At 37.5% G+C, this 25,129-nt stretch carries 30 protein-coding genes; 8 read left to right on the top strand and 22 right to left on the bottom strand.

The window, feature by feature from the left end; genetic code table 11:
* The first annotated feature begins 2 nt into the window (after window positions 1-2).
* On the top strand, window positions 3-557 hold the full coding sequence (locus tag FBF75_RS00445) for a sugar O-acetyltransferase (RefSeq protein ID WP_048001478.1): 555 nt from the start codon (window positions 3-5) through the stop codon (window positions 555-557).
* A gap of 210 nt (window positions 558-767) precedes the next feature.
* Here FBF75_RS00445 and arsC read toward each other — a convergent pair whose 3' ends face one another.
* The 7 genes from arsC to FBF75_RS00410 all read right to left on the bottom strand — a co-directional run bounded on the left by arsC (window position 768) and on the right by FBF75_RS00410 (window position 6,359).
* Complete coding sequence (gene arsC / locus FBF75_RS00440; RefSeq protein ID WP_098680458.1) at window positions 768-1,187, bottom strand: arsenate reductase (thioredoxin); 420 nt, start codon at window positions 1,185-1,187, stop codon at window positions 768-770.
* Between the two features lie 14 nt (window positions 1,188-1,201).
* Window positions 1,202-2,506: an arsenic transporter gene (locus FBF75_RS00435; protein ID WP_413227444.1), complete on the bottom strand. Its 1,305-nt coding sequence runs from the start codon at window positions 2,504-2,506 to the stop codon at window positions 1,202-1,204.
* A gap of 6 nt (window positions 2,507-2,512) precedes the next feature.
* The gene (locus FBF75_RS00430) at window positions 2,513-2,827 is read right to left on the bottom strand and encodes an ArsR/SmtB family transcription factor (RefSeq protein WP_167403857.1); all 315 of its coding nucleotides are present in this window, start codon (window positions 2,825-2,827) and stop codon (window positions 2,513-2,515) included.
* A gap of 740 nt (window positions 2,828-3,567) precedes the next feature.
* Window positions 3,568-4,020: a VOC family protein gene (locus FBF75_RS00425; protein WP_136944331.1), complete on the bottom strand. Its 453-nt coding sequence runs from the start codon at window positions 4,018-4,020 to the stop codon at window positions 3,568-3,570.
* 106 nt (window positions 4,021-4,126) lie between these two features.
* Entirely contained in the window at window positions 4,127-4,840 is a 714-nt protein-coding gene (locus tag FBF75_RS00420; protein WP_025207411.1) for a DsbA family oxidoreductase, read from the bottom strand.
* A gap of 126 nt (window positions 4,841-4,966) precedes the next feature.
* Window positions 4,967-5,587, bottom strand: a complete 621-nt coding sequence (locus FBF75_RS00415; RefSeq protein WP_025207412.1) for an FMN-dependent NADH-azoreductase — start codon at window positions 5,585-5,587, stop codon at window positions 4,967-4,969.
* Window positions 5,588-5,714: 127 nt separating this feature from the next.
* On the bottom strand, window positions 5,715-6,359 hold the full coding sequence (locus FBF75_RS00410) for an NAD(P)-dependent oxidoreductase (RefSeq protein WP_007499309.1): 645 nt from the start codon (window positions 6,357-6,359) through the stop codon (window positions 5,715-5,717).
* Between the two features lie 231 nt (window positions 6,360-6,590).
* Between FBF75_RS00410 and FBF75_RS00405 the strand changes: the two genes are divergently transcribed.
* Window positions 6,591-7,172, top strand: a complete 582-nt coding sequence (locus tag FBF75_RS00405; RefSeq protein WP_017367339.1) for a TetR/AcrR family transcriptional regulator — start codon at window positions 6,591-6,593, stop codon at window positions 7,170-7,172.
* A gap of 218 nt (window positions 7,173-7,390) precedes the next feature.
* On the opposite strand, the gene FBF75_RS00400 is transcribed toward FBF75_RS00405, so the two are convergent.
* Complete coding sequence (locus FBF75_RS00400) at window positions 7,391-7,972, bottom strand: NAD(P)H-dependent oxidoreductase (protein WP_017359568.1); 582 nt, start codon at window positions 7,970-7,972, stop codon at window positions 7,391-7,393.
* A 123-nt stretch (window positions 7,973-8,095) separates the two neighbouring features.
* Between FBF75_RS00400 and FBF75_RS00395 the strand changes: the two genes are divergently transcribed.
* Window positions 8,096-8,440, top strand: a complete 345-nt coding sequence (locus FBF75_RS00395) for a winged helix-turn-helix transcriptional regulator (RefSeq protein WP_017359567.1) — start codon at window positions 8,096-8,098, stop codon at window positions 8,438-8,440.
* Window positions 8,441-8,835: 395 nt separating this feature from the next.
* Here FBF75_RS00395 and FBF75_RS00390 read toward each other — a convergent pair whose 3' ends face one another.
* The 5 genes from FBF75_RS00390 to FBF75_RS00370 form a co-directional block, all read right to left on the bottom strand.
* Complete coding sequence (locus FBF75_RS00390) at window positions 8,836-9,939, bottom strand: threonine synthase (RefSeq protein WP_136944330.1); 1,104 nt, start codon at window positions 9,937-9,939, stop codon at window positions 8,836-8,838.
* A 72-nt stretch (window positions 9,940-10,011) separates the two neighbouring features.
* A complete protein-coding gene (locus FBF75_RS00385) occupies window positions 10,012-10,386 on the bottom strand; it encodes a RidA family protein (protein ID WP_007499298.1) in 375 nt (124 codons plus the stop codon).
* Window positions 10,387-10,397: 11 nt separating this feature from the next.
* Entirely contained in the window at window positions 10,398-11,048 is a 651-nt protein-coding gene (locus tag FBF75_RS00380; RefSeq protein WP_136944329.1) for a helix-turn-helix transcriptional regulator, read from the bottom strand.
* 162 nt (window positions 11,049-11,210) lie between these two features.
* Entirely contained in the window at window positions 11,211-11,891 is a 681-nt protein-coding gene (locus tag FBF75_RS00375; RefSeq protein ID WP_377863208.1) for a TetR/AcrR family transcriptional regulator, read from the bottom strand.
* A 42-nt stretch (window positions 11,892-11,933) separates the two neighbouring features.
* A complete protein-coding gene (locus FBF75_RS00370) occupies window positions 11,934-13,103 on the bottom strand; it encodes an FAD-dependent oxidoreductase (RefSeq protein ID WP_136944328.1) in 1,170 nt (389 codons plus the stop codon).
* Between the two features lie 254 nt (window positions 13,104-13,357).
* Here FBF75_RS00370 and FBF75_RS00365 point away from each other — a divergent pair, with 254 nt between their 5' ends.
* Complete coding sequence (locus FBF75_RS00365) at window positions 13,358-13,546, top strand: hypothetical protein (RefSeq protein ID WP_136944327.1); 189 nt, start codon at window positions 13,358-13,360, stop codon at window positions 13,544-13,546.
* Window positions 13,547-13,618: 72 nt separating this feature from the next.
* On the opposite strand, the gene FBF75_RS00360 is transcribed toward FBF75_RS00365, so the two are convergent.
* The 3 genes from FBF75_RS00360 to FBF75_RS00350 form a co-directional block, all read right to left on the bottom strand.
* Entirely contained in the window at window positions 13,619-13,966 is a 348-nt protein-coding gene (locus FBF75_RS00360) for a DoxX family protein (protein ID WP_076821624.1), read from the bottom strand.
* Window positions 13,967-14,129: 163 nt separating this feature from the next.
* The gene (locus FBF75_RS00355; protein ID WP_061407997.1) at window positions 14,130-14,555 is read right to left on the bottom strand and encodes a MarR family winged helix-turn-helix transcriptional regulator; all 426 of its coding nucleotides are present in this window, start codon (window positions 14,553-14,555) and stop codon (window positions 14,130-14,132) included.
* Window positions 14,556-14,627: 72 nt separating this feature from the next.
* Entirely contained in the window at window positions 14,628-15,197 is a 570-nt protein-coding gene (locus FBF75_RS00350) for a TetR/AcrR family transcriptional regulator (RefSeq protein ID WP_076821622.1), read from the bottom strand.
* Window positions 15,198-15,378: 181 nt separating this feature from the next.
* Here FBF75_RS00350 and FBF75_RS00345 point away from each other — a divergent pair, with 181 nt between their 5' ends.
* The 3 genes from FBF75_RS00345 to FBF75_RS00335 all read left to right on the top strand — a co-directional run bounded on the left by FBF75_RS00345 (window position 15,379) and on the right by FBF75_RS00335 (window position 17,798).
* Window positions 15,379-16,302, top strand: a complete 924-nt coding sequence (locus FBF75_RS00345; RefSeq protein WP_116306925.1) for a DsbA family protein — start codon at window positions 15,379-15,381, stop codon at window positions 16,300-16,302.
* An 11-nt stretch (window positions 16,303-16,313) separates the two neighbouring features.
* Window positions 16,314-16,625: a monooxygenase gene (locus FBF75_RS00340; RefSeq protein ID WP_076821617.1), complete on the top strand. Its 312-nt coding sequence runs from the start codon at window positions 16,314-16,316 to the stop codon at window positions 16,623-16,625.
* A 405-nt stretch (window positions 16,626-17,030) separates the two neighbouring features.
* The gene (locus FBF75_RS00335) at window positions 17,031-17,798 is read left to right on the top strand and encodes a pentapeptide repeat-containing protein (protein WP_076821615.1); all 768 of its coding nucleotides are present in this window, start codon (window positions 17,031-17,033) and stop codon (window positions 17,796-17,798) included.
* A gap of 43 nt (window positions 17,799-17,841) precedes the next feature.
* On the opposite strand, the gene FBF75_RS00330 is transcribed toward FBF75_RS00335, so the two are convergent.
* The 6 genes from FBF75_RS00330 to FBF75_RS00305 form a co-directional block, all read right to left on the bottom strand.
* On the bottom strand, window positions 17,842-18,264 hold the full coding sequence (locus tag FBF75_RS00330) for a cytidine deaminase (protein WP_017367347.1): 423 nt from the start codon (window positions 18,262-18,264) through the stop codon (window positions 17,842-17,844).
* A gap of 225 nt (window positions 18,265-18,489) precedes the next feature.
* Complete coding sequence (locus FBF75_RS00325) at window positions 18,490-19,416, bottom strand: alpha/beta hydrolase fold domain-containing protein (RefSeq protein ID WP_079920340.1); 927 nt, start codon at window positions 19,414-19,416, stop codon at window positions 18,490-18,492.
* A gap of 25 nt (window positions 19,417-19,441) precedes the next feature.
* Window positions 19,442-19,843, bottom strand: coding sequence for a MerR family transcriptional regulator (locus FBF75_RS00320; RefSeq protein WP_017367349.1), 402 nt, complete (start codon window positions 19,841-19,843; stop codon window positions 19,442-19,444).
* Between the two features lie 236 nt (window positions 19,844-20,079).
* On the bottom strand, window positions 20,080-21,546 hold the full coding sequence (locus FBF75_RS00315) for a glycoside hydrolase family 1 protein (RefSeq protein ID WP_167403853.1): 1,467 nt from the start codon (window positions 21,544-21,546) through the stop codon (window positions 20,080-20,082).
* Between the two features lie 23 nt (window positions 21,547-21,569).
* Window positions 21,570-23,462 carry a beta-glucoside-specific PTS transporter subunit IIABC gene (locus FBF75_RS00310; RefSeq protein WP_136944325.1) on the bottom strand — a complete coding sequence of 631 codons (1,893 nt, stop codon included), beginning with the start codon at window positions 23,460-23,462 and terminating at the stop codon, window positions 21,570-21,572.
* Window positions 23,463-23,580: 118 nt separating this feature from the next.
* On the bottom strand, window positions 23,581-24,423 hold the full coding sequence (locus tag FBF75_RS00305) for a PRD domain-containing protein (RefSeq protein WP_108611251.1): 843 nt from the start codon (window positions 24,421-24,423) through the stop codon (window positions 23,581-23,583).
* Window positions 24,424-24,796: 373 nt separating this feature from the next.
* Between FBF75_RS00305 and FBF75_RS00300 the strand changes: the two genes are divergently transcribed.
* A complete protein-coding gene (locus FBF75_RS00300) occupies window positions 24,797-25,105 on the top strand; it encodes a magnetosome magnetite crystal formation protein family (protein ID WP_007499277.1) in 309 nt (102 codons plus the stop codon).
* Window positions 25,106-25,129: the final 24 nt, after the last annotated feature.

The raw sequence follows: 25,129 nt of genomic DNA, 5'->3' as shown, positions 1-25,129 counted from the left end.
ACATGAAAACAGAAAAAGAAAAGATGATCAAGGGAGAATACTATCATCCAAATGACCACACATTGATGGCAGATCGAGCAAAAGCGCGACAATTGACATTTGCCTATCAGCAAACAAATGAGCCATCACAGAGAAAGGCCATTTTAAAGGAGCTTTTAGGCGCTTGCGGAGAAGATGTGGTGTTTGAAGGCAGAATACAATGTGATTATGGATACAATATCGAGGTTGGTGAGCATTTTTTTGCGAATTTTGATGCTGTGTTATTAGATGTTTGCAAGATTACAATTGGAGATCATTGTTTGTTAGGTCCGAATGTACATATATATACAGCTGGACATCCGTTAAATCCAGAAGAACGTCAAACAGGTATTGAATTCGGCAAACCAGTCACAATTGGACATCATGTATGGATTGGCGGTGGTGCCATTATCAATCCAGGTGTGACAATCGGAGATCATGCTGTCATTGCATCAGGATCCGTTGTGACAAAAGATGTTCCGTCAAATGTGATTGTTGGCGGGAATCCTGCAAAAATCTTAAAACATTTAGAGGAATGAAAATCTGACAAATCAACCGTTGGATTTTCATTTTTTATTTTATCTCAATAAGATAAGTATACTTAATAATGAGACAAAGAAAATTCAATTATTGTTTAACTTCCTAGAATATATATTATGTAAACTAGATATTAATTAATGCAAAAAGAGAATCTTTGACTTGATCCTCTTTATTATTAGATTTTATATTCAATCGACTCAAACGCAGCACTACTTTCCAGTCTCAGCAAACTGTTTCAATCGATCTCCAATTTCATCTCTTACCCTTTGGAAAAATGACCACTTCTCTTCTTCTGTTCCTTCTGCTTTTGCTGGATCATCAAAGCCCCAATGGACACGCTCGACATGAGGAGGAGTCATCGGGCATTTATCAGCTGCGTCCCCGCATAGTGTTACGACTAAGTCAGCGTGATGCAATATTTTCGGATCAATCAGGTCAGACGTTTGATGAGAAATATCAATCGCTATTTCTTTCATTGCTTTTACAGCATTCGGATTTAATCCATGAGCTTCAATACCAGCGCTATAGACCTTCCACTCATCTCCAAGATATTTTTTAGCCCAACCTTCAGCCATTTGACTGCGGCAAGAATTACCGGTACATAAAAAGTATATTGTTTTCTTTGACATGTTGATCGTCTCCTTTAATGTATAATCATTAGCCAGAAATACAATGCTAAAAGTGTGATGAATAGTGTTGGTACAGTTAAAATGACCCCTATTTTGAAATATGTCCCCCAGGAAATCTTCACACCTTTTTGAGAAAGGACGTGGAGCCATAGTAGTGTTGCTAAGGAGCCAATGGGCGTAATTTTTGGTCCTAAATCAGAACCAATGACATTAGCGTATATTAACGCTTCTCTCATCATTCCTTGTGTATCGGTGCCGGATATGGCTAATGCATCGATCATGACCGTCGGCATATTATTCATGACAGATGAAAGAATCGCTGCGATAAATCCCATACCAAGAGTCCCTGCCAATAAACCTTGATCTGCTACAGTTTGAATCACGCTTGAAAGAGTATCAGTAAGCCCTGCATTTCGCATGCCATAGACAACAACGTACATACCTATGGAAAAGAAAACGATCGCCCAGGGAGCTTCTTTTAAAACGCTTTTTGTTTGAACAGCAGGGCTTTTTTGTGCAATGACCAAGAATAAAATGGCAATCACACCAGCTATGACCGATACAGGTATAGATAAAAATTCGCTTGCAAAATAACCAATCAATAAAAAAGCTAATATATACCAAGATAATCTAAACATCTTTGGATCTTTTATTGCTTCACTTGGGTGTTTTAACTCATTCATATCATAGCGTTTAGGTATACTCTTTCTAAAGAAAAGGTACAGTACAGTGATACTCGCAAGCAATGAAAAAAGGTTTGGAACAACCATTCTGGATGCATATTCAATAAACGTAATGTTAAAATAGTCGGCTGTTACAATGTTTACTAAATTACTTACAACAAGGGGCAGCGAAGTTGTATCTGCAATAAACCCACTCGCGATAATAAAAGGGAATACTATTTTTTCATTGAAGTTTAATGCTCTGACCATGGCTAAAACAATGGGTGTCAAAATAAGTGCTGCACCATCGTTTGCAAATAGAGCAGCGACGATTGCACCAAGGATGGTCACATACACAAACATACGTAGCCCACTGCCTTTTGCAGCCTTTGCCATATGCAATGCTGCCCATTCAAAAAAGCCGATTCGATCAAGTATGAGTGAAATGACGATAATAGCGACAAAAGCTAAAGTCGCATTCCAAACAATGCCTGTCACGGTGATCACATCGTCAATATTCACAACACCTACGATTAATGCTAAAATAGCTCCTCCACAAGCGGACCACCCTATGGATAAATTTTTTGGCTGCCAAATAACCAATACCAAAGTGAACAAAAATATGATTAATGATAAAACGGCAAAACTCAAACCCATCCCTCCTTACGAACAAGACATGTTTGTTGCGTTCTGTTGTATTCTTTTTAAAAGGTCATCTTCTTTATCAATTTGATTTAAGATGATCCGAATCGTCTCAAATTCTGGAGACAGTGTATTGATTGAATAATAACGCCACTGCCCTTTTCTGTTCTCATTGACAAATCCAGCTTTTTTTAATTTTCGTAAATGCTGACTAATAGCTGGTTGACTCATTTCGAACATATCTACCAGTTCACACACACAATATTCTTTCTCCAAAAACAATTTCATCATGATCAGTCTTGTTTGATCACTGAGTGTTTTTAAACAATTCGACATATGTGTCACACCAATTGAAACATCTGCAGTCACAATGATTCCCCCTCTTTTCAACTCCTTCAATAGTATATAACTGAAAACTTATATAATCAATTGATTATATGAATTCAAACAAAAATTGATTCGTGTGAAAATGATTGATTTAAATACCGACTTCTCTTCTTCAAATGAAACCACATAGTTATTTAAATAGCCCAGTTCTCTATATTGGCAAAAAAGGTGTTGATAAAAACAAAAGACAGAGGTCTTGTGCCTTTTATCATTCGAGTGAAATTAAATAATCAAGAAGAAAAAACTTACGAGGCAAAGACGGTTATACATGCCACTGGTACGTGGAAAAACCCTAACCCAATAAATGCTGAAGGGATTATGACAGAAAATGAAAAAAGAGTTGCTAATCGAATGGCATTCCTGATATTTTAAATCGCGATCTGACTCGGTATCAGAATTGCATTGGGTAGCATTGGGCATTCTGCTGTTAACACTTTGCTAGAGCTGCCAAAACTAAAAGAGACATCAAAAAGCACAGAAATGATATGGATTTTAAGAAAGCAGGATATTAGTGAGGTATTAAGAGGAGAAAACAATGATCAATTGCCTGCAAGAGGTCAATTAGATGGAAAGGCCCCTTCTTGGTGTCCTATGATCAGAAGGTGAAAGAGGGTCCACAAATTAAGATACAGTTATTGTTTCAACTAATTAAAGGACCCTTGTTCTTGTCTTGGTACAAATTAGATAGGTCATAAAGGTTTTTGGGGTAATTCCATTATTTGAATCTCCATCCCCCATGAAGTTGTGATATAGAAAAATCCAAGAGAGCTCAGCTCTCTGACTTTAACATCAGACTGTTCTGCAAAATATTTTAAAGCCTCTTCTATATCGGTAACTGTAATAGCTAGATGGGCTACACCGATATCACTGGGTTTTAGGTGAACATTCTGTTGATCTGGCGTCGACCATTGAACCAGTTCGATCTTTCTACCGCCATATTGCAAAAATGCCGCCCCTTCTACAACTGAATGTTCGTGAACCCCAAAGTACCTTTTTAAACTATCGTCCTCAAACTGCATCCGTTTTGGCCGGAACAAGACTTCAAAACCCAAAATATGAGTGAAGAATTCAACTGCTACTTCGATATCGGGTACTACAAATCCTGAATGCTCGATTGTATCTTGAAAAATTGTATTTTTCATATCGCTAAACCCCTTTGATTTTTGGAAGTAAATGTTTCATTATAAAGTGGTATTTAAAGTAGCTATATCAATCTTTTGTGATTTCTATATCTTTTTTGAATATCCATTAAAATTTACATGTTCCATCTGAACAATATTCATCGAGCGACGACTCTAATTTATGCTCTTCAACCTTACGATTCCCGTACTCTTCTTTCCATACCTGTTGTAATGTTTCTAAAAACACTTCGCTAGGTTGTGCTCCTGAGATGACATACTTATCATTCACAACGTAAAAGGGCACGCCCTGAATCCCAATTTTAGATCCCTCGGCTCTATCAGCTGCGATATTCTCGCTATATTGATCATTTGATAAAACATCCAAAGCTTCGTTGCCATCAAGACCTATTTCACTTGTAAGTTGAGCAAGTGTTGCGTGATCACCGATATCTAGTGAATCTGTGAAATGAGCTTTCAAAATACGTTCCATAAACTCCCGAATCTTCCCTTTCTCTTTTGCATAATAAGAAAGACGAAGTGCATCATATGAATTCGTAGGAATCATTGTATCAAATTGATAATCTAACCCAACCTCTTTTGCTTTCTGTTTCAATTGATTGTTCAGTACTTTTGCTTTTTCATTTGGGACACCATGCTTAGAGGATAATACTTGATGGATATCCATTCCTGTATTTTTTTTCGCATATGGATCTAATTGAAAATGTCGAAATAAGACTTCGACCTCTTCTTTATGTTCAAACTGTTCTAACCCTATTTCAAATTGACGTTTGCCAATATAACAAAACGGGCAAACAAAATCAGACCAAATTTCTACTTTCATCCTATGTTCCCCCTTTATGATTTTAATGAATGTATTTTGTCTATTCTTCTTTATTACGCTTTTGAACGTGCGAGGTGGGATGATGTTAATTAAAATCTTTTTAACTAATCCCACCAATGCTCTTTTTTAAAACGTTCGTGCTACCGTTTTTGCTTTTTCAATTGTTGAAGTAACAATTTCTTCTTCTTTAGTTGGATCATAGTCAATACCTTCAACAAAAATCGTTGGTTCCACTTCAATTCCAACAAACTTCAGCGCACCTCTTACGTAAGAATCGGAATGTTCCATTCCAATTGCCTGCGAATAAAATCCTCCCATACCATGAATATGGATTGCTTTTTTCCCTTTCATCAATCCTTCTGGACCTTCTGATGTATATTTAAACGTTTTTCCAGCACTCATGATTGTATCAAAATAGGCTTTTAATAAAGGTTGGATTCCTAAATTCCACATTGAAGACTGAATGATATATTTATCTGCTTCCATAAATTGCTTTGTGAATGCATTCACTGCTTCTATTTTTTGTGATTCAACATCTGTTAGCACTTCCCCACTTCTTAACTTCTTTTGTCCAGTTAAAAAATCAGCATCGATTAATGGCACATTTGCATAATAGACATCTACTTCTATTATTTCATCCGTTGGATTTACTTTCTTATATTCAGTGATAAATGCTCTAGCAACTTGCGTACTTCTTGATTGTTCCTCACTTTGAGGTGTTCCTTTAACAAATAATACTTTTGACATGATCATGTCCCCTTTATGATTTTGATTTTGAATACTTATAAAAAGAATGCACACGCAATATTTTGGTATGACCCTAAATGATTCCTATAATTTCTGCTGAATCAACAACCTCATACAAAAAGCTGATTTAATGATTATAGACAATGGGCATTTTTCCGATTAATTGGTGTTGCCTAGCAGCGTCATACATGAGTTTAGCGACATTTTCCCTAGATACGGACATTTTAGCTGGCTGATCGCCGAATGAATAACCGTAAGATTGCCCGTTGTATTTGATATTAGGATTAATGATTCGAACGACTGTCCAATCCAGGTTCGATTCTTTAATCAGTTCTCCTATCTTCTTCATTTCGGCATAACCATTTGGCATGAGAAGTTTAGGCAATATTCTTGGCAATATCGTCGATAAGCTTTTCTTATCGTCTTCAGATTGCAAGGCTGGCGTCGCGAGTGTAATCAACCTTTTTTTGGTGAACTTCTTCATCGCTTTGACAATTCGGTTATGTCCGTCGGCGATCGGTGTACCTTTTTGTTTTCGAGACAAATCAATGCCGGGACCTAAGGTGCTTATCACGACATCAGCTTCTGAAACTGCCGTTTCAATAGCTGAAGTGTTCGTTAGTTCACCCGTTACAATGCGTAAATTCGAATGCTTTTGCTTGATTTTCTCAGGGTTTCTAACATATACCGTAACGATATCTCCGTTTTCTAATGCAAATTGTGTTAAAAGTTGACCGATTGCACCAGTTGCACCAAAAATAGTGATGTTCATGGTCGTCTATCTCCTTTTGTTATTCAGAATGATCACAATGATTTCCTTGATCAAAAATCTTTCGTAATAACATGTGTTATTTAAGCAACGCGCGTTGTATAATTGATGATAAGATGAAAAAGAATAATAAACAATAACCAAAATAGCCAATATGTAGTTTACGCAACACTTCTAATGTATTGTCGTTTTTAGACAAGATGATGAACCCTAAAAGGAGAAGAAAAAATAATTATGCCAAAAAAAGATCCGAGAATACTTCGTACAAGACAATTGATTGTAGACTCTTTTCTTTCGTTAGCTAGTGAAAAAGATTTCAACCATATAACGGTACGTGATATCACAGAAAAGGCTACTATTAACCGGGCTACATTTTATGCGCACTTTGACGATAAATTTGATTTATTACATTCTACAATCACCAATACATTTACAGACAAATTGAAAAAAAGACTCAATGATCACGATGGATTCAATGAAAAAGTCATTGCAAATATTTTTCTAGCCATGTGTGATCACCATAAAGAGATAAGCGACCTATGTCCCAAAGGTTATCATTCTTTAGGAACTATTATCGAAAGTAAAATTAAAGAGGAGTTACAGAAACTAATAGCTGATCTTATGCTAAAAGGAACTAAAAACATCATCGAATTAGAGGATAAACAAATGGTAGCAACCCTATCTACTATGCTAAGTTGGGGGATATACGGAGCTGCATACACATGGAATAAGGATGGAAGACTTATTTCATCAGAAGAGCTAGTGACTAAGACCCTGCCTATCTTTAAAAATGGCATGAGTCAGTATTATCTTTAATGAAAATGATGTTAACAATCTGCTTGAGCCGGCAGTGCTATAAAAAATATTAAAAAAACACAGAAATGGTATGGGTTTAAATAATGGTGTATTTGGAGGAGTGCAAGAGGTCAATTAGGCAGGCACGATTTGTTGTTGCTTAAATGACAAAACTTCTACGACCTTCTCAATAAATTAAATCGGTCGTAGAAGATGGCCCTTATTTGTTGTACTGTAAATCAAATAATCTGGGATATTTCTTTTAAAAATTGCTTTCTCTTTTCATCTGTTGTTAAGTTCACTCTAGAAAAATGAATCCATTTCGTGGATTCATTTTTCAATCCCAAATCAGCTAGCGTTCTGTTAATAAAAACGCTTTGAATAGCATTTCCAGCTTCAGATTCAATATAATCCTTATCTGTTGTAGATGTTGAGATCACGGTTGTTTTTTTTATATTTGTCAATAAACCTTTCAAAGTACCAGTGTTTTGATCTTCAATGAATGCGAAACCGCTTAACATCACTTTATCAATAAATCCTTTTAACATAGCAGGTAGATCCCACCACCAGACTGGGAAAATAAATACCAATTCTGTTGACTGTTTTAATTTTTCTTGATAATCCTTCACTAATGAATAAGGCGTTTCTCCTTTATGAAAATGCTTTAATTCTTCAGCTGTAAACACAGGATTAAATCCATCTTTATATAAATCGATTACTTGAAACGGTTCTCTCTTTGTTTCTAATTTTTCTGTTATGGAAGTCAAAATGGCATGATTATAGCTTCCATCCCAAGGATGTGCATAGACAATCGTTTTCATTATTCATTCACCCTTTTTCTGAGTTTTGCATCATTTTTTGATGTACATTGATTTTATTGTATGCTATAACATACTACAAGTACGGTAATCAAAGTGCGATACTAACCCAAAGGAGAGTATAAAATGAATGAGGAGTCCTTCCAGACGAAAGCTGAGCTAAAAGATACTGGTTTTGGGTATACTTTGTCATTAATTGGTGGGAAATATAAAATGCCAGTTCTGTATGCTTTATATTCAAACGATGGTCCTGTTCGCTATAATCAGCTGAAACGTAAGCTCGGAACGATTTCTTTTAAAACATTAACCAATACACTAAAAGAGCTTGAGGCGGATCACTTAATTCATCGTAAAGAATATCCCCAAGTGCCTCCAAAAGTAGAATATAGTTTATCTGAAAAGGGTTTATCACTGATGCCTGTATTAGATGAGATATGCTATTGGGGAGAGGAACAAATGAAAAATAATTAGGTAGAGTGGAAAGAAAGCTACTACAGTTTAAACATGCTTTCTAAAGTAGCTTTCTTCTCATCTTATATCAATCCGATTGGCTCATTTTGTTGATGCGCTAACTCCATTTCTTCTGCCAGATAGAGAGCGTTCTTCTTATCTATATCATATCAGGCCAATTGTGGATCAGTTGACGTAATCTAACTGCAACAGTCTTACAAACATCTGGCATTAAGTAACTATCAGAATCCGAAAGATCCAGCAAAGGAATGATGTCATCTGTAAAGTTTTCAAAGGGGTATGTCCCCGCCAAATCCCTCCATTTCATTTAAATTCATTTCGCAAATATTACTCCTGATTGAACCTATAATAGGACAACGAGGCACGCAACGCTCTATTCTACCAGAGTCCTAAGGTTATTTTGATTTAATCCCTGCCCCACAAAGAGGTATGATAATGGTTTCTTCTGATTCCTTTTGATATTTCATGTAACCCGCAAAATTGATGGCAGATGTCACTTCGACATAAAATCCTTTCTCACTCAGTTTAGAGCGTGCATGTATAATTTCTTCTTCTTCAATATCAATAAACGTACCATTCGTCTTGTATACAGCTTCTAAAATTTGTTTAGAACGCGCTGGGGCAGCAATAGCGATCCCTTCTGCTACAGTCCCTTTATTTGTGACAGGTGATGCTGATTCTTCTTCATTTTGATAGGCTTTCACAAGGGGTGCGCAGTTTTTCGCTTGGACAGCAACAATTTTCGGTATTTTATGAATGAGACCATTTTCAAATAACTCTTTAAAGCCATAATACGCACCGAGCAGCAGAGTGCCGTTTCCAACCGGAATGATTAAAGCATCCGGTGCTCCTTTTAGTTGCTCAAAGATTTCATAGGCGTATGTTTTTGTACCTTCGAAAAAATAAGGGTTATAGACATGGCTTGCATAAAAAACGTTTTCCTCGTCTACTGCCTTTTGGGCCGCAGCTGCAATGTCCTCTCGTGTACCATGAATTTCTTTAATCGTTGCTCCGTGGGCTTTTATTTGAGCGACTTTTTTAGGTGACGTTTGATCACTTAGATAGATGTCACAGGCAATACCACAACGCGCCGCATACGCAGCAATTGCCGTTCCTGCATTCCCGCTGCTATCAGCAATGACTTTTGTTACCCCTAATTCCTTAGCTTTTGTCATTAACACAGCTGCTCCACGGTCTTTAAATGATAGTGTCGGCATCATATAATCAACTTTTACATAAGTGTTTGGCTCATTAGGATCTAGAACGATTAAAGGAGATTGGCCCTCCCCCATTGTCACAGTTTCCCACGTCTTAGAATCTTTTTGAAATGGCATGGTTTCAACATAACGCCATAATGAATTTGGATAGTGATCCCAAGCTGTGACGTCTATTTTCGGGGTATCTTTCACTAGATTGAATACTCCACCACAATCACATTTCCATAGAGTTGGTGTCATCTCATATTTTTTCCCGCAATGGTTACAACTTAATTGATTCATTCTTCATCTGCCCCTTTGAATATTTTTTTATACAAAATATAATTTTTTATATAGGGTGGTCAAAAAAATATTCTAAATATATGCAATGGCATCCATTTCAATTTTGAAACCAAAATGTAATTCATTCGTTGGTACAATCGTACGAGCTGGTTTATGTTCACCGAAAAATTCGGTATAAACCGCATCTACTTTGTCCCATAATTCAATATCTGAAATGTATAATGTCATGCGCAAAATCTTTTCTTTTTGACTTCCAGCAGCCTCTACAATCATCTCTACATTCTTAAGCGCTTGTAATGTCTCTTTTTCAATGGGGCCGAACTCTTTTTCTGTCGTTTCAGGATTGATGGCAAATTGTCCCGACACATAGACCGTGTTTTGATGAATGGTTGCGAATGCATAGTGTCCGTTTGATTTTAGATTTCCTACCTCGAGTACGCTTTCCATTTTGACACTCCTTACCTCGATTTATTTTTGATTTCATCCAAATAGCTATAGACGGTTACTTTGGAAATGCCTAACATAGATGCGACCTTCTCAACAGATCCTTTCATTAAAAAAATGCCCTTTTCATCCATGAATTTGATTAGTTCAATTTTTTCATGACGTTTCATAACTGGATGAACACTGTTTTGAATGATTTGTTGAATCAATTGATCGACGATTTCTTCCACATTTTCAAGATCATCATTTGATGTTGTTTCTTTTTCTTGAGCTTCCACTTGTGTAGAAAGAAAAGTATCCATAAATTGCTGCATTTGATTCAGTGCTTCAACATCAAAATTGATACAGAAAGCACCGATCACTTTTTGCTTTGAATCACGTATTAATGAAGTCGAAGAACGAATCGTACGCTTATCTTCTGTTACAAATGTATAACCAGCCAAATAATCTTCTTTAAAATCTTCTGATTGTAATACAGTCTTGACTAGATGATCAAATGATTGGCCGATTTCTCTTCCTGTCACATGGTTATTTACTGTAAACATGACAGATGCTTGAGGATTCGTTAAATCATGAATCACCACTTCACAATTTGGTCCAAACATTTTTGCAGTAGATTTTGCTAAAGGAATATAACTCTCTAATAACTTTTTAATAAGTTCCATGCCTAAGCACCTCATTTTTTTATTCCACTAGATTATATAATTTTTTATATATAAAAACAATATATAGATTTATTTATATATTGTAATGCTCACAAGATCACAAATACGAAAATCACCATATAAAAAAAGCAGCCATTGACTGCTTTTTGCTTATGCTCCTTTCTAATTGTCTTCCTGCTGGATTCCATACAAAATGACGTCAATTCCCCATCGGAACCGTTCCATTGATACGGTATCACCTGCAAACATTTCTTCTTTTACACGATGAATGAAAGGAAACTGCGTTTTGTCTGCTTGAAGAAATGCTTTTTTTGTGTCTGAAATCTGTGAAGAGCCTTGTTTCTTCCAAGAGACCTTTTCGTATGCTACAGAAGATACGTATAACAGCAATAGGTCTACTCCCCATGCTGCAGATGTAGATTTGATCCCGCCTTCATGCAATGCAGCGAGAATATGTTCGGTCAACTGAAGAAAGTTCGTTCCTTGTGGAATGGTGGAAAGAGAAATTTCAGCGAGACCCGGTTTTTCGAATAGCAGTAGGAAATAAGTATGCAATAGGTCGAATAACTGTTCTTTCCATGTGATATCCTTTGAATCTGGATAAACCATTTGTCCGAGACCATAATCCAATACGTAAGCACTGAGTTCTTGAACATTGTTCACGTAGACATACAAGGATGCAGGTCCCGTATCGAGTGCTTTAGCCACCTTACGCATACTCATGCCCTCTATCCCATGCTCCTTAAGAAGCTCATAGGCCGTTTTCACAATAAGCTCACGGCTTAAGGGTTCTTTAGCCGGCCGAGACCGGCGACTGATCATACGACGATTTGAATTGTTCATACTCTCTTTATAACATGTCAAAGTAAAATAGTAAATTGAGCATCAATCATCATCCTTTTGAAAAGAATTCATCATATTTGCAAGCTTGACCGCAGCGTCTTTTGAAAAACACAGTTTTAAACTATTCTCCGATTCATGCGCTTTTTCCGATGAATATTCATACATCATGTCTTCATATTCTTCAATCGCCTTTTCAATATGATGAGGATGTCGGACAATAGCAAGTGCTAGCTCCCTTGCATCAAACATCGCCATGTTCACACCCTCGCCTGCGAATGGCGACATGACGTGAGCTGCATCACCGATAAGCGTTACTCCTTTATGACGATTCCATTTAAAACCGGTAGGAAGCGTATAGATCCGCCTTGGAATGATGGCATCTTCTGCATAACGAATATAGTTTTTCAGCTGATCATCCCAATCACTAAATAACGCTAATAATTGTTCTTTTGCTTCTTTCGCTTGATGAAACGGTATACCACAAGTCTCGATCCAATTGCGTTCTACCATGAAGCTTGCGTACACTTTGATTCGGCCATCTCCGTTTAACTGCCCAATCAGTCCTTTGTGGTCTGCCAAAGCAAACATCTTACCTCGTTTATTAAATTCAGCTAAATCAGGGTGGTTCTCCTCTACGCTTATGACATTCAGTTCTAGCATCGTGAGCCCAGAGTATTCAATCTCAATATCTGTTAACAGAGGACGCACACGAGAAAAAGCACCATCAGCCCCAATCAAAAGGTCAACTGTTTCGACAACCCCGTTTTCAAAATGAAGCTCGGTCATACCACTTTCTAATGAAACGCATCTTTCTAGTTTATATCCATATTTGATGGTTTCAGCGTCAATTTGTTCTAATAGTAGTTCACATAACACACCACGATCAATTTCCGGGCGAGTACCTATTTGATCTGATTCCGTTTCTTCATCTAAATAAATTCTTCCTGATTTATCAAGTAATCGGAAATCTTCCCCTTCATAGCGAGCATTCTTTTGAAATTTCTCATAAACTCCTGCTTCTTTTAAGGCTTTTTGACCTGTTTCTTCGTGAATATCCAGTGAGCCCCCTCGTTCAAGGCTCTTGTCATGCATCTCCCGTTCATAGATGGTTGTTTGTATACCGTAATTTTGCAAAATTAAGGCGAGTGTTAGTCCCCCAGGTCCTCCTCCAATGATAGCGATTTGCTTTTGATTCTTAGATAATGACGTCATCTTCTGCATCTCCTCATCCCTTTGTGGAAAGCGTTTTAAATTACATTTCATTTATATTATAACGAACACCGTTCGTGAAGAACAGTGTTCGTTTAAAATTGTTTGTTGTACGATTGTGTTTTCATGAAAAAAACAATCTCCTACCATCATATGATACACTCCATTTAGGACGGTTAAAGGTTGTCGAATCATAACAATGATACTTAGATCAGTAGGTCTCCATTGTTCTCACTCTAAGTGTAAGAGGTGTTTCTATGAATAAATTATTGGCCATGTTGATATTAGGATTAAGCTTTAGTGGTGCCGCACTTATTCTTTCTATCCCTTTGTTATTCAAAGTCAAACCAGAGCAAACTGAGCTGGTGTTTGCTGCTGGATCAGCGGGCGCTTTCGCAGTATTTGCTGTCTCATGCCTAGTGCTTCGAAAGCAATTCAATCGCTAAAAAACCTAAACAAAATCTACCGTCATGAACAGTGGAGATTTGTTTAGGTTTTTGTGGCTTTTTAATATGAATTTAAAGAATGTGGTATAAGCTGACACCGATACTGAGAGCGAATAAAACAAGTGCAGGGATTGCTTTTTTAAAGGGATCTTTGGCCAATACGATCAAAGTAAATGCAGCTGCCAGCATCGTACCTCCTAACAATAAGCCTGATAATAATGCTAATGTTGGGATCCATATGCCGGCTAGCATTCCAGCAGCGCCTATTAACTCAAGAGCCCCCGTTAAAATATTGAAAAATGCGGGTAAACCAAATCGTTTGAACTCTTCTGCCATTTTTCCAGATATGATTTTCGTTCCTGTGAGGAAAAAGAAAACGGCCAATACAATTTGTAGAATAAGAATGAAAATAGTGATCACATCTTTCTAAGTTATTTGACCAGAAAGGGTCGCTTAATGGACACCGGTTTCTGGGGCCATCTTGATAAAATCTCACTTCCCACTTCCACATTGAATGGATGGAATTTATATGTCATAGCATATATCATACAAAAATAGAGGTTGTTTCTACCTTATAGATTTATCAAGATGGATAGTCTGAATAGAATAATTTGTTTAAAAGTAATTTTAATTGTTCAATCTCTTCATCACTTAATTGATTTGTCACAGTTCGATGTGCATCCATGACGACAGGAAGAATCGCCTTTTTGATCTCGTCCCCTTTTTCTGTTAAAAATAGGTGATGCGAGCGCCGGTCTTGTTCATTATAGATTTTTTTGACAAGCCCTTTTCGTTCCATTGACTGGATCATTCTTACGACAGTGGTTTGATTTTTATCAATGCCTTCTGCCAATTCTTTTTGAGTCGCACCTTTTTCACGGCTAAGAATACTGATAATACTCCACTGCTCTGGTGTAACACCGTATGGCTTTAACCTATTCGTAAAATAATTCGTCATTTTCACATCAGTGCGATGAACGAGATAACCTATTAAATCATGTAACTTCATGCAAACACCCTCTAATCATTTTATATGCTATAGCATTTATATTAGTGGAGCGGTTAAACATTGTCAAATTGTCTACATGTTATGCTTAAAATCAATTCCTGACATGATATACGGCAATGCTGATTTAATGAATTCTTCTGAAGATATGTGCGAACTATTTTTTCTCCACTCAACAGAAGCTCCGTGAATTCCCCAGCTTAAAAAAACAGCCGTGACCTTCAACACTTGCTTTTCGACATTTGTATATTTATTCACTAACAACTGATAAAAAATAATTTCAAGCTGTTCTCGAACAATTGGAGCAAGTTCAGTTTCATATTCTACTTGGCAGCGGTTATGAAGAGATTGTTGGAAACTGGCTAGCGCTTTAAAAATATTCATCATTGTATCTTCATCTAGTTTACTATTGTTAAAATTGATACTTTCTAAATTAATTGACAATACTTCTGAGAGTGTTTTATCTAATAAATCGTATTTATCCTCAAAATGATAATAAAACGTGGCTCGGTTAATCAGGGCTTCTGCTGTCACATCTTTCACCGTAATATCCTTAAATTCCTTTTTCGATGAAAGCTTCATGAAAGACTCCATGATTAATTTGCGCGTTCTTAATACACGCGGATCTGTCTTTGGCTGCGTCATCTTCTTCCCCCCTTCTTTTTAAACACATGCTTGAATCTGTCGGATAAACAACAAATTGAAGAAATTATTGGTGTTGATCTCACTCATTCTGTCTTAAGATTCAATTGTAAAGCAAATGATGACTTGATTCAAACAACTGATCAGGACACATTTTTTCCTGAAAAATTAAGGAGGAAACAACTTGAAAAATAATGACATGTTTTGTGATTTAGAAACTGGTGTATGCGGTGTAGGTGAAGAAGATATCCAGGTCATTGACTTTCACCAACCTAAAAAAAACATTACGCTCTACTATGTAACAGATCCAATTTGTTCTCATTGCTGGGCAATTGAACCTGTCCTGCGCCGATTTAAAGAGCAATACGGACATTACTTTCATTTCCAGACTGTGTTAGGTGGACTGCTAGAGAAATGGCATGACGGTCCAATTGATCCTGCGAACGGAATTTATAAGCCTGCTGATGTTGCAGGTCACTGGAGAGAAGTCGGAGAACATTCTCGCATGCCAATTGATGGGTCCTTAATGATTGACAATCCTGTTCAATCCTCCTATCCGTCCTCTCGTGTGTTCAAAGTGATTCAAAAACATCACGGTGATGAACAAGCTTATACGTTTTTACGCCGTGCAAGAGAAGCGCTATTTGCATTCAATCAAAATATATCGGATATTGCAGTTTTGATTGATATCGTCAACAACCTTGGATTGAACGGAGATGAGATTTTACATGAAACGGAGCTCCCTAGCGGACAAGACTTATTAAATCAAGATTTTGCTCTTGTTCGAGACCTCGGTGCAAGAGGTTTTCCGACCATCATCTTCGTCAATGAAGAAAATAAAGGAGTTAAAATCACGGGTGGTCGACCATTAGACGTCTATATTGATGGTTTAAAGCAAGCTTTAAACACAGAAGAGCTTCAACCGAAAAAGCTACCCGTGGTTTCTGCCTTACTCGAAAAAGAAAAATGTCTATTCTCTAAAGAGATTGAAGTGATGTACGATGTTGATCAATCGGATGTGCGATCTTTTATGGAGAAAGAACTTTCACAAGAATCGTTCCAAATGAAAGAAGTTCTAGGAGAACAGTATTTCACAACTTCAATATAAGGAGAATAACGATGGCTTACGTATTACAAGTAGATTTTAAGATGAATGGCCCTTTCGGAGATGAATTGGCAAAAGAGTTTTCTGATTTAGCGAGAAGTATTAATGAAGAGGATGGGTTCATATGGAAGATATGGACGGAGAGTCCTGAGAAAAATGAGGCTGGCGGAATTTATTTATTTGAAACAAAAGAAGAAGCTCAAACATATCTCGATATGCATTCTAAAAGAATCACTAGCTTTGGCATAACAGACATCAATGCGAAAATCTTTAATATAAACGCTGAGCTGACTCATATCACAAAAGGTCCATTAAAAACGCATTAAGATTAACACACGAAAAAAGAGCGGTTGTTGACTGCTCTTTTTTCTTATGAATGAAGTAAGATATTCAACTTTAAACCGATTCATTAAAAGGTTAGGATCAGCAGTTTCCCCTCTCCAGAGTTTAGTTTGTGAAGATGATCGGCTACGTACCTTACATCTTCTGCCTGTCGTTTACTCAAAATCCATCTGGATTCCTATGTAGCTACCGATTGGTTCTGGAAATGTGTCAAACCTTTTCGTTCTTTTATGCTCCTTTCATCATGAAAATGAATATCGGTTCTTTGCTGGCTGAGTATCGTATTGTGATATAATCTTGAGTCAAAGACAAGAGCTGATGGAAAATGAACTTGCTGAATGAACATCATGATGGTGAAAAATTTCTGAAGAAATGATAGGGTGATAGCGATGAGAAGACTTGAGTCTGGTATATCAGTAGACAACGAAGCATTTTCTGATGTGACCAGGTATGAAAACGAAACAATCAGCAGAACGACAATCATCAACTCAAATGTTCGTTTTCCTATTTTTTGGAGCTGTCACTTGGATCATCTTGTATTTGATACGTGTGATCTGACGAATGCGAGATTTTTTGCCGGTAGTACGATTGATCATTGTACTTTTAGTCATTCAGACTTGCGCTCTGTGGGCATTGGCAAAAACGAAGCTGTCTTCACCAATTGCGAATTTTCTTCCTGCGATATGAGGGGAATGACATTGGAGAATGCTACGTTTATCGATTGTACTTTCTCTAATTGTAGATTCAATGACCGTGTTTTACAGGCAGCGAACATCGTCAATTGTACCTTTGCTGGTAAGCTAATAGATATAACGTTTGAGGGAAATGGCAAACAAAAGCTGATCGCCAATTTTGAAAACTGCACCCTTGATGGTGTTCGTTTTTTAGGCTGTGACCTAGCGGTATGTATTCCGCCAGCATCCAAAAACCATTTATATGTTGAACATGTATCTGCACGTGTGAAAAAGGCCTTAGAGAAGATAGATGATGATCCTACTCTGTCTGATCATGATCGGAAAATACTAGTGCGGAGTCTGCGGAAGCTTGAACAAATGGAACAGTATATTTTTAACACGAAATATATGGAGAACATACATGGGGCCGCTTTTGTTGAACGCTTTTTCAGTCATCTTGGATGTAGCAAGGATCACATGTAACGTTTGCTACATCTCTTTTCCTACTTTATCTTTATGTCGTACATCAGCTTCTAGTATATTTGAGCGGAATGAGTTCTTCGATTTTCACCTTGACCAGCTCCCCATCCATATCAAGGATGACAAAACATGTTGGTCCAAAGTCTGAAATGAGCTCTCGGCAGATGCCACAAGGGCTGACTACTCTAATTCTTCTATCTTTTTCATCTGAATAAGGGTGTCTCACTGCAACAATTGTATCAAAATCTTTGTATCCATTCGATAAAGCGCTGCCAATCGCAATGGCTTCTGCACAAACAGTTACCCGTCCGATATAGGCTTCTATATGGACAGCTGATATGATTTCTCCTGTTTTCATCCGGATAGCTGCTCCTACATGATGCTTGTCATCTTCATAAAGACTGATTATCTTCTTTTTTGCTTCGTCTATTAATTCGATATCTTCTTGTGATAGATCAAACGTTTTCATCGCGTTTCCCCTTTCGCCTCACTGCTCGTATGTATTATATCAAACATGAGGTGATGAACTGAACTTCACTCTCCTTTACTAACCAGCTAAAAGACCGTTTAATCTGTAGTGAATGGCCATTTTGAATGTATTTCATATTCAATTGAAAAAGGCTGCTTTCAAGTAAGCAACCTTTTCCCTTATTTACATCAGAACATTTACCCTTTCTAGGTGTGAACTGAATCCCTATCGATTGATCACTTGAATGATTTTCTTCAGAGCATCTGCCGCTTCTGGAATTGGCATGACAACAAACACATGCAGCATTTCAGGATAAACAAAGGTTTTGATGTCCATTCCTTGTGCTGTTAATTTTTCATCAAGCTTGATGGCATCTGGATATAACATATCATGTGTTCCGATAAAATGAGTGATCTTCGCTAGTCCTTTGAAGTCGCCGTATATGGGACTGATCAATGGATCTGTGAGACTTTGATCAGCTGCCCACAATTTAGTGATGACTTCCATTCCTTCATGACCTAGAATCGGGTCCTTTTTTGCATATTCAAAAATGAGAGGGTTGCTCATACTCATATCAACACACGCAGATAGTAACACGATATCCTTTGGCTGCGGCAGATCTTCCTTCTTTAAAAGGTGCGCAAGACCAAGTGAGATGTTTCCGCCAGCTGAATCTCCCATGATCGTCAATTGATTGGCACTTCCGGCAGTTTTCAGAAGGTCTTTATATAGGTTAAGCATTTTCGGATACGTATCCTGGTTGCTATAATGAGGTACTTTTGGGTAAATAGGAGCGACTACTTTCGCACCTAGTGATTGCGCCATTTTATCCATGAACCACCAATGGACATTCAAAGGCTGATTTGTCCACGCGCCACCATGTAGATAGAGAATGACTTTTTGATTTTGTGATGCTTGTTCATTCAATGTGAAAACTTGCATGCCTTCGAAAGTCTGCTCTTGTACCTCACTGATTAAATTCACATCATCACCAATGGCATAAGGCTGCGTATTTTCAATTCCTTTTTGCTCAAGAAATTTTTTTGTCTGTTCGATACTAGAAAAACTCTCTTTATTACTTTGCGAAGCGAATAATGTTTCAAATTGAATACTTTCTTTAGAACGTTCACCATGATACATTTCTACGCTCATTTTTTCTCTCCTTCACTCAATAGGTTTATTGATCATCCTGCTTCGGAACACGAAATGATTCCAGGTAGACTTGTACTTTTTTCTCAGGGGTTTTTAATAAGTTAGATAAAAGGTCTTGAATGAGACGAAGGCTTTTAATTTTCTTTTCAATTTCTTCATGTTTAAGATGGACAATTTGTCTTAGGGTATCAAGGTCTATGTCTTGACTTAGCATGTCCATAATTTCAGCTATTTCCTTTAATGAATAACCGAGCGTTTTCGCATCTTTGATCAATTGAATTTTCACAACATAGTCGTCTGTATAGAATCTGTAACCGTTTGAACGTCGTCTTGGAGCAGGTAATATGTTGTGCTCTTCATAGTAACGAATTGCGGCAGGACTTACTCCTGTTTTTTTGGCAAGTTCTCCTCTAGTCATCAACTCCATCGTTACTCCTTTTTTATTATTTTGTTTTACTATATGTACATTATAAAGGTTGAACTATACTTCAAGGTCAAGGTGAAACATTTTTCGGCCAACTTTTGTTATCAAATGATTGTAGCAAAGAGATCTCTAGTGCTTGCTATGACATAATTGAGGTTACTTTTTGGGTAAACAAAAAAACACCATCGCACCCGGCCAAATAAGGCGGATGCAATGGTGTCATCATCATTCCATCTGGATTATGATAAATCTTCCCCATTTGTTTCAATCACTTTTTTGTACCAGTAGAAGGAATCTTTTTTGTAACGATTTAATGTCCCATTCCCTCTGTCGTCTTGATCTACATAGATCAAACCATAGCGCTTACTCATTTGAGATGTTCCGCAGCTAATTAAGTCAATACAACCCCATGGTGTATACCCCATTAAGTCGACACCTTCTTTGACTGCTTCTTTCATCTGTTCAATATGCTGTTTTAAATAATCAATTCGATAATCGTCGTGAATTTCTTTGTCTGGTGTCAATGTATCTCTTGCGCCAAGTCCGTTTTCACAAACAAATAAAGGTTTTTGGTATCTGTCATACAGTTTAATTAATGAAATGCGCAGACCCATTGGATCAATTGGCCAATCCCATTGTGATAACTCCAAATGCTCATTTTTGATCGGACTATCAAATGTACCCGCTAGCTCGGCTGCATCTTCTCGGGCTTCTGCTACGTGGGACATATAGTAGCTGATCGCCACAAAATCAACGATGCCCTCTTTCAAAATTTGCTCATCCTGCTCTTCGATATCAAGTTTGATGTCGTTGTCAGCAAAATATTTCACCATGTATGTTGGATATTCACCTCTAGCTTGAACATCCGGATAGAACATATTCAATTGGTTCGATTTTACCGCTTGCAGCTGGTCCTCTGGTTTCGTTGTTTTTGCATAGGCTTCAATTTGGTTTATCATACAGCCAATTTGGACATTTGGAATGATTTCTTTTGCAGCCTTCACTGTGAGAGCGCTGGCGATAAATTGGTGATGTGATGCTTGATACGCAGCCTGTAATTTATGGTCTACTAGGTCCTCTAAAATTCCAGCACCGGTGTAAAGGCTGTTGAGGTTCATATTCATTTCATTGAATGTAATCCAATACTTCACTTTATTTTTATATCTTTCTAAAATGGCACGGGCATATTTTTCAAACAACGGGACAAGCTCTCTACTCATCCAGCCATTATATTTCTCTGTTAAAGTAATCGGCATTTCATAGTGAGACATCGTGACTAACGGTTCAATTCCATATTTCGCACACTCATCAAATACGTTATCGTAAAAAGCCAATCCTTCTTCGTTCGGCTTGTCTTCTAAACCAGTTGGAAAGATTCTTGCCCATGAAATAGACAAGCGAAACACTTTAAAGCCCATCTCTGCAAATAGTGCAATATCCTCTTCATATCGATGGTAAAAATCGATTCCGCGTCTTTTCGGGAAATCAAATTCATCGGGTTGTTCCTTGTATCTTGTTAATTCAGCTGAACTCACATCGAAAGTAAAGTTGTTCACTTTTCCTTTTTCATAAGGATCTTTATATGCAGCAAAGTCTGATGTCGACAGGCCCTTGCCACCTTCTAAGTATGCGCCCTCTATTTGATTGGCAGCAGTTGCGCCACCCCATAAAAAATCATCTGAAAATCCTTTTTTTACATTCTTCATTTCAATCATCCCTTCTCTTTATATTAGTGAATAAGCATTAAGAGCTTATTTTGACCTGCGGTGACATGAGTGTCACCTGTATGAATCACATCAAGGTATTGCGTTGAATTTGTGACGATTATAGGTGTCACTACATCTAAATGGTTTGATTGAATGCCTTCTATATCAAACGATAATAAATGATCCCCCGTCTTTATCTTATCGCCCTCTTTTACCAGTACATCAAAGAATTGGCCGTTTAGGCTGACCGTATCAATCCCCACGTGGATCAATAATTCAATCCCATCATCTGAAACGAGTCCGATGGCATGTTTAGTAGGTGTAACAGTCACTACTTTTCCTGAGAACGGTGCTTGTACCACCCCCTTATCAGGCAAAATTGCGACTCCCTTCCCCATCATTTCACTTGAGAACACGGAATCATTCACTTCAGATAAAGGAATGACCTTTCCACTCATAGGTGCTTGAACTTCATAAGGGTTTGTTTGCTTAGACATTTGTTGATTCTCTGTACTCTCAGTGTGATTTGGCTTTTCTGCAGCTTGCTCATTAAAAGCCGTGACAGACTCCTGAAATCCAAGGAGAATGGTGATGAGAAGTGACACGATGAAGCTAAGGGCGATTCCAATCAGAGCCAGCTGGAAATTATTTGTCCCTTTCATAATGTAAGTTGGCAGTGAAGTAATGCCTGGGATCGAAAAGGCTGTCGTTTTAACTGAAAATAAACCGTAAAAACATCCACCGACTGCGCCGCCAATTAATGAAGCATAAAAAGGTTTTTTTAGTCTAAGTGTGACTCCATAAATGGCTGGTTCTGTGATCCCGAAGAAACTAGGAAGCAATGTTGAAAGTGCTAAAGACCTTGTTTCTACCCGCTTGGTGCGGATGATGACACCTAACACAGCGCCTGCTTGTGCCATATTCGCAATGAAATTCATCGGAAGCAGCATGATATCGTAACCCACTTTTTCAAAGCTGGCTAACGTGCTTGGGAAGAATGCGTAATGCATTCCAGTTAACACAATGAGTGGCATAAGGCCCCCCATTAATAAACCGGCAATCGGACCAGCGAAATTGAACAAAGAAGTGAAAAAGATTTCTAAATATTGCCCAGAAACGTTCCCAATAGGAGCGATAAAAGCCAGTGTAAGAGGAGCCGTGATCATCAGGCTCAGTACCGGTGTAAATACGATACTTAAAGATTTTGGGATCGCTTTTGTTATCCACTTATCGACAAAACTTAGTAATAGCACACCTAAAATAATTGGTAATACAGAAGATGTGTAATTATTTAGTGGAATACTTAACCCTAAAAAATTTAATGGATCTGCTCCTTTTGCTGCACCTTCGATCATCGTTGGATATAGTAAAATCCCTGCTAATGCGAGCGCAAGAGATTCTCGCGTTTTAAATTTCTTCGCTGCCGAATAAGCAATGAGGAAAGGTAAAAAGTAAAAGACAGCATTTGAAAAAATTTGAAGTACTTGATAGGTAGAACTTGTCTCCGTCAGCCAGCCTAAGCTAACGAACAGTGCCATGCTCCCTTTGATCAATCCACTACCAACAATCGCTGGCAAAATAGGTGTGAAAATCCCGCTGATCACATCGAATACGACTTCAATTGGGTTCATCTTTGACGTGTTTTTAACAGGAGCAGAATCATTGCTACTATGACCGGCCAGATGATCGATTTCCTCATAAACCTCTGCTACCTTTGCTCCAATAATGACTTGGAACTGTCCACTTTGGAATTGAGCACCTAAAACACCATCTAATGTTTTCAGCTCATCTACTTTTACCTGACTTTCATCGTTGAGATTAAATCTTAGCCGTGTGATACAATGCCAACTTTGAGATATATTTTCGGTTCCACCAATTAATTTTACAATTTTTCCAGCCAATTCTTTGTTTTCCATGCTTTCACCCCTTCATTTTCACAAAAAAAACCTAAACAAAATCCACCATAGAAAAGATCATTCTTTCTCATGGAGATTTGTTTAGGTTAATGCTTTTTCATAACACGCCTAAAAGAAATCATTTATTTTTTTGGTGTTCCTTTGTGATTCGCTCAATATGGATGACTAAAAAAACAAGTTCGTCTTCTGTCACATTCCAATTGAATTCTCGTTTTAACATTTCTTTGATGATCAATCCGCAGGCATAACTCTTCATATAACGATCCTGTATTAATTCTTTTAACGAGTCATCCATCTGCTGCGGTGGTTGATTGGTTTCCTGCCTGACAATAAAATATCTCAAGTGGGTAATAAACCTCGAATAATTAATGGATGATTTATCCAATATCAACTCGAAAATATTTTGAATGATTTTGACGATTTCTTTCGTCAGGTGAGTCATCTTAATGGTGTCTCCCATAGACTGACCATCTATTTGAGCGTTTACAAAATGCAGGGCAATGAGTGAAGCTTCAGTATCTTCAAAAGAAATGCCCATCATCTTTTGAATAATTGTCAGTGCTTTTTTCCCGACTTGATATTCTTGAAAATAGAGATGTGGAATTTCCCACACAATGGGGTTTTCATACGCCATTTTTTCTTCGTGCCTTTGAATAGCGAAGGTGAGATGATCGGATAGCGAAAAGAGCGCGCTGGAACCTAACTTCTTATTCAACATCTCTTCGCCTACGCGAATGATTTTTTCAGTTAATAAAAGGATATCAGTTGGGATAGCGGCAAGTTGAGATTCTAATGGAGACGTCTGATCAGAATAAAATGTCTTACTGACAGCGCTCTCATCAAGTGTATCACCTTTCTTCTTTTTAAAACCTATTCCTGTTCCAAACACAACGACTTCATTTTGAGCCTCTGTTAGAGCTAATACGATATTATTATTTAAAACTTTAACGACGGTGAACATCCTCATCCCACCTTACCTAAAATGCTAAAAAAGCATAAAAAAACACCAAAATCTCAGCAAACAACGTACAAATGTACAATCTGTTTACCTGACTTGGTGGTGCCTGATCATATCAGTAACACTCCTGCATCGGTTACGACTTTATTTTAAATAGAGGAATGACCAAAGTCAACTATTTTTTTCTGAAAAAATAGATTGAAATACCCAGAATCATTTTATCTTTCCTTGTCTTTTTAAAGTTTAACATATTTAAGGTTGCTGTAAGGTTCGGATTAATACGAGTTAAGGTTGAGGTTGTACAATGGGTTTGTAAGGAATTGAGGGATGAGTCAAATGGTCCCCTCTTCTAAATCAATCATAGAGGTGAAAAGCTTTGAGAGAAAATAAAATTTTGTCTTCATTATGTTACTTCAGTATCTTTTTTGCACCATTTCTATTTCCGATTATCGTTTATTTCTTAGGAAAAGACGAAGTGAAATACCATGCGAAAAAATCACTATGGACACATATTATTCCTTATTTGATTTTCGGTCTTGGGATTGCCGGTTCAGGTTTACTTGGCATGAACGATATCAGTCATGCTGGTCCGTTCTTAATTGCAACATATGCTGTGACATTCCTTGTGGCGATCTACTTCTTCATTTGGAACATTGTGAAAGGCATAAAAGTGTTTTCAGAATAAGAGTTAGAAAAAACGGTTCTGTGA

Source organism: Bacillus sp. S2(2019), assembly GCF_005144805.1.
Classification (GTDB): Bacteria; Bacillota; Bacilli; order Bacillales; family Bacillaceae; genus Bacillus; species Bacillus altitudinis.
The sequence above is the reverse complement of the archived record's forward strand: the minus strand, read 5'-3'. Positions and strand labels throughout refer to the sequence as shown.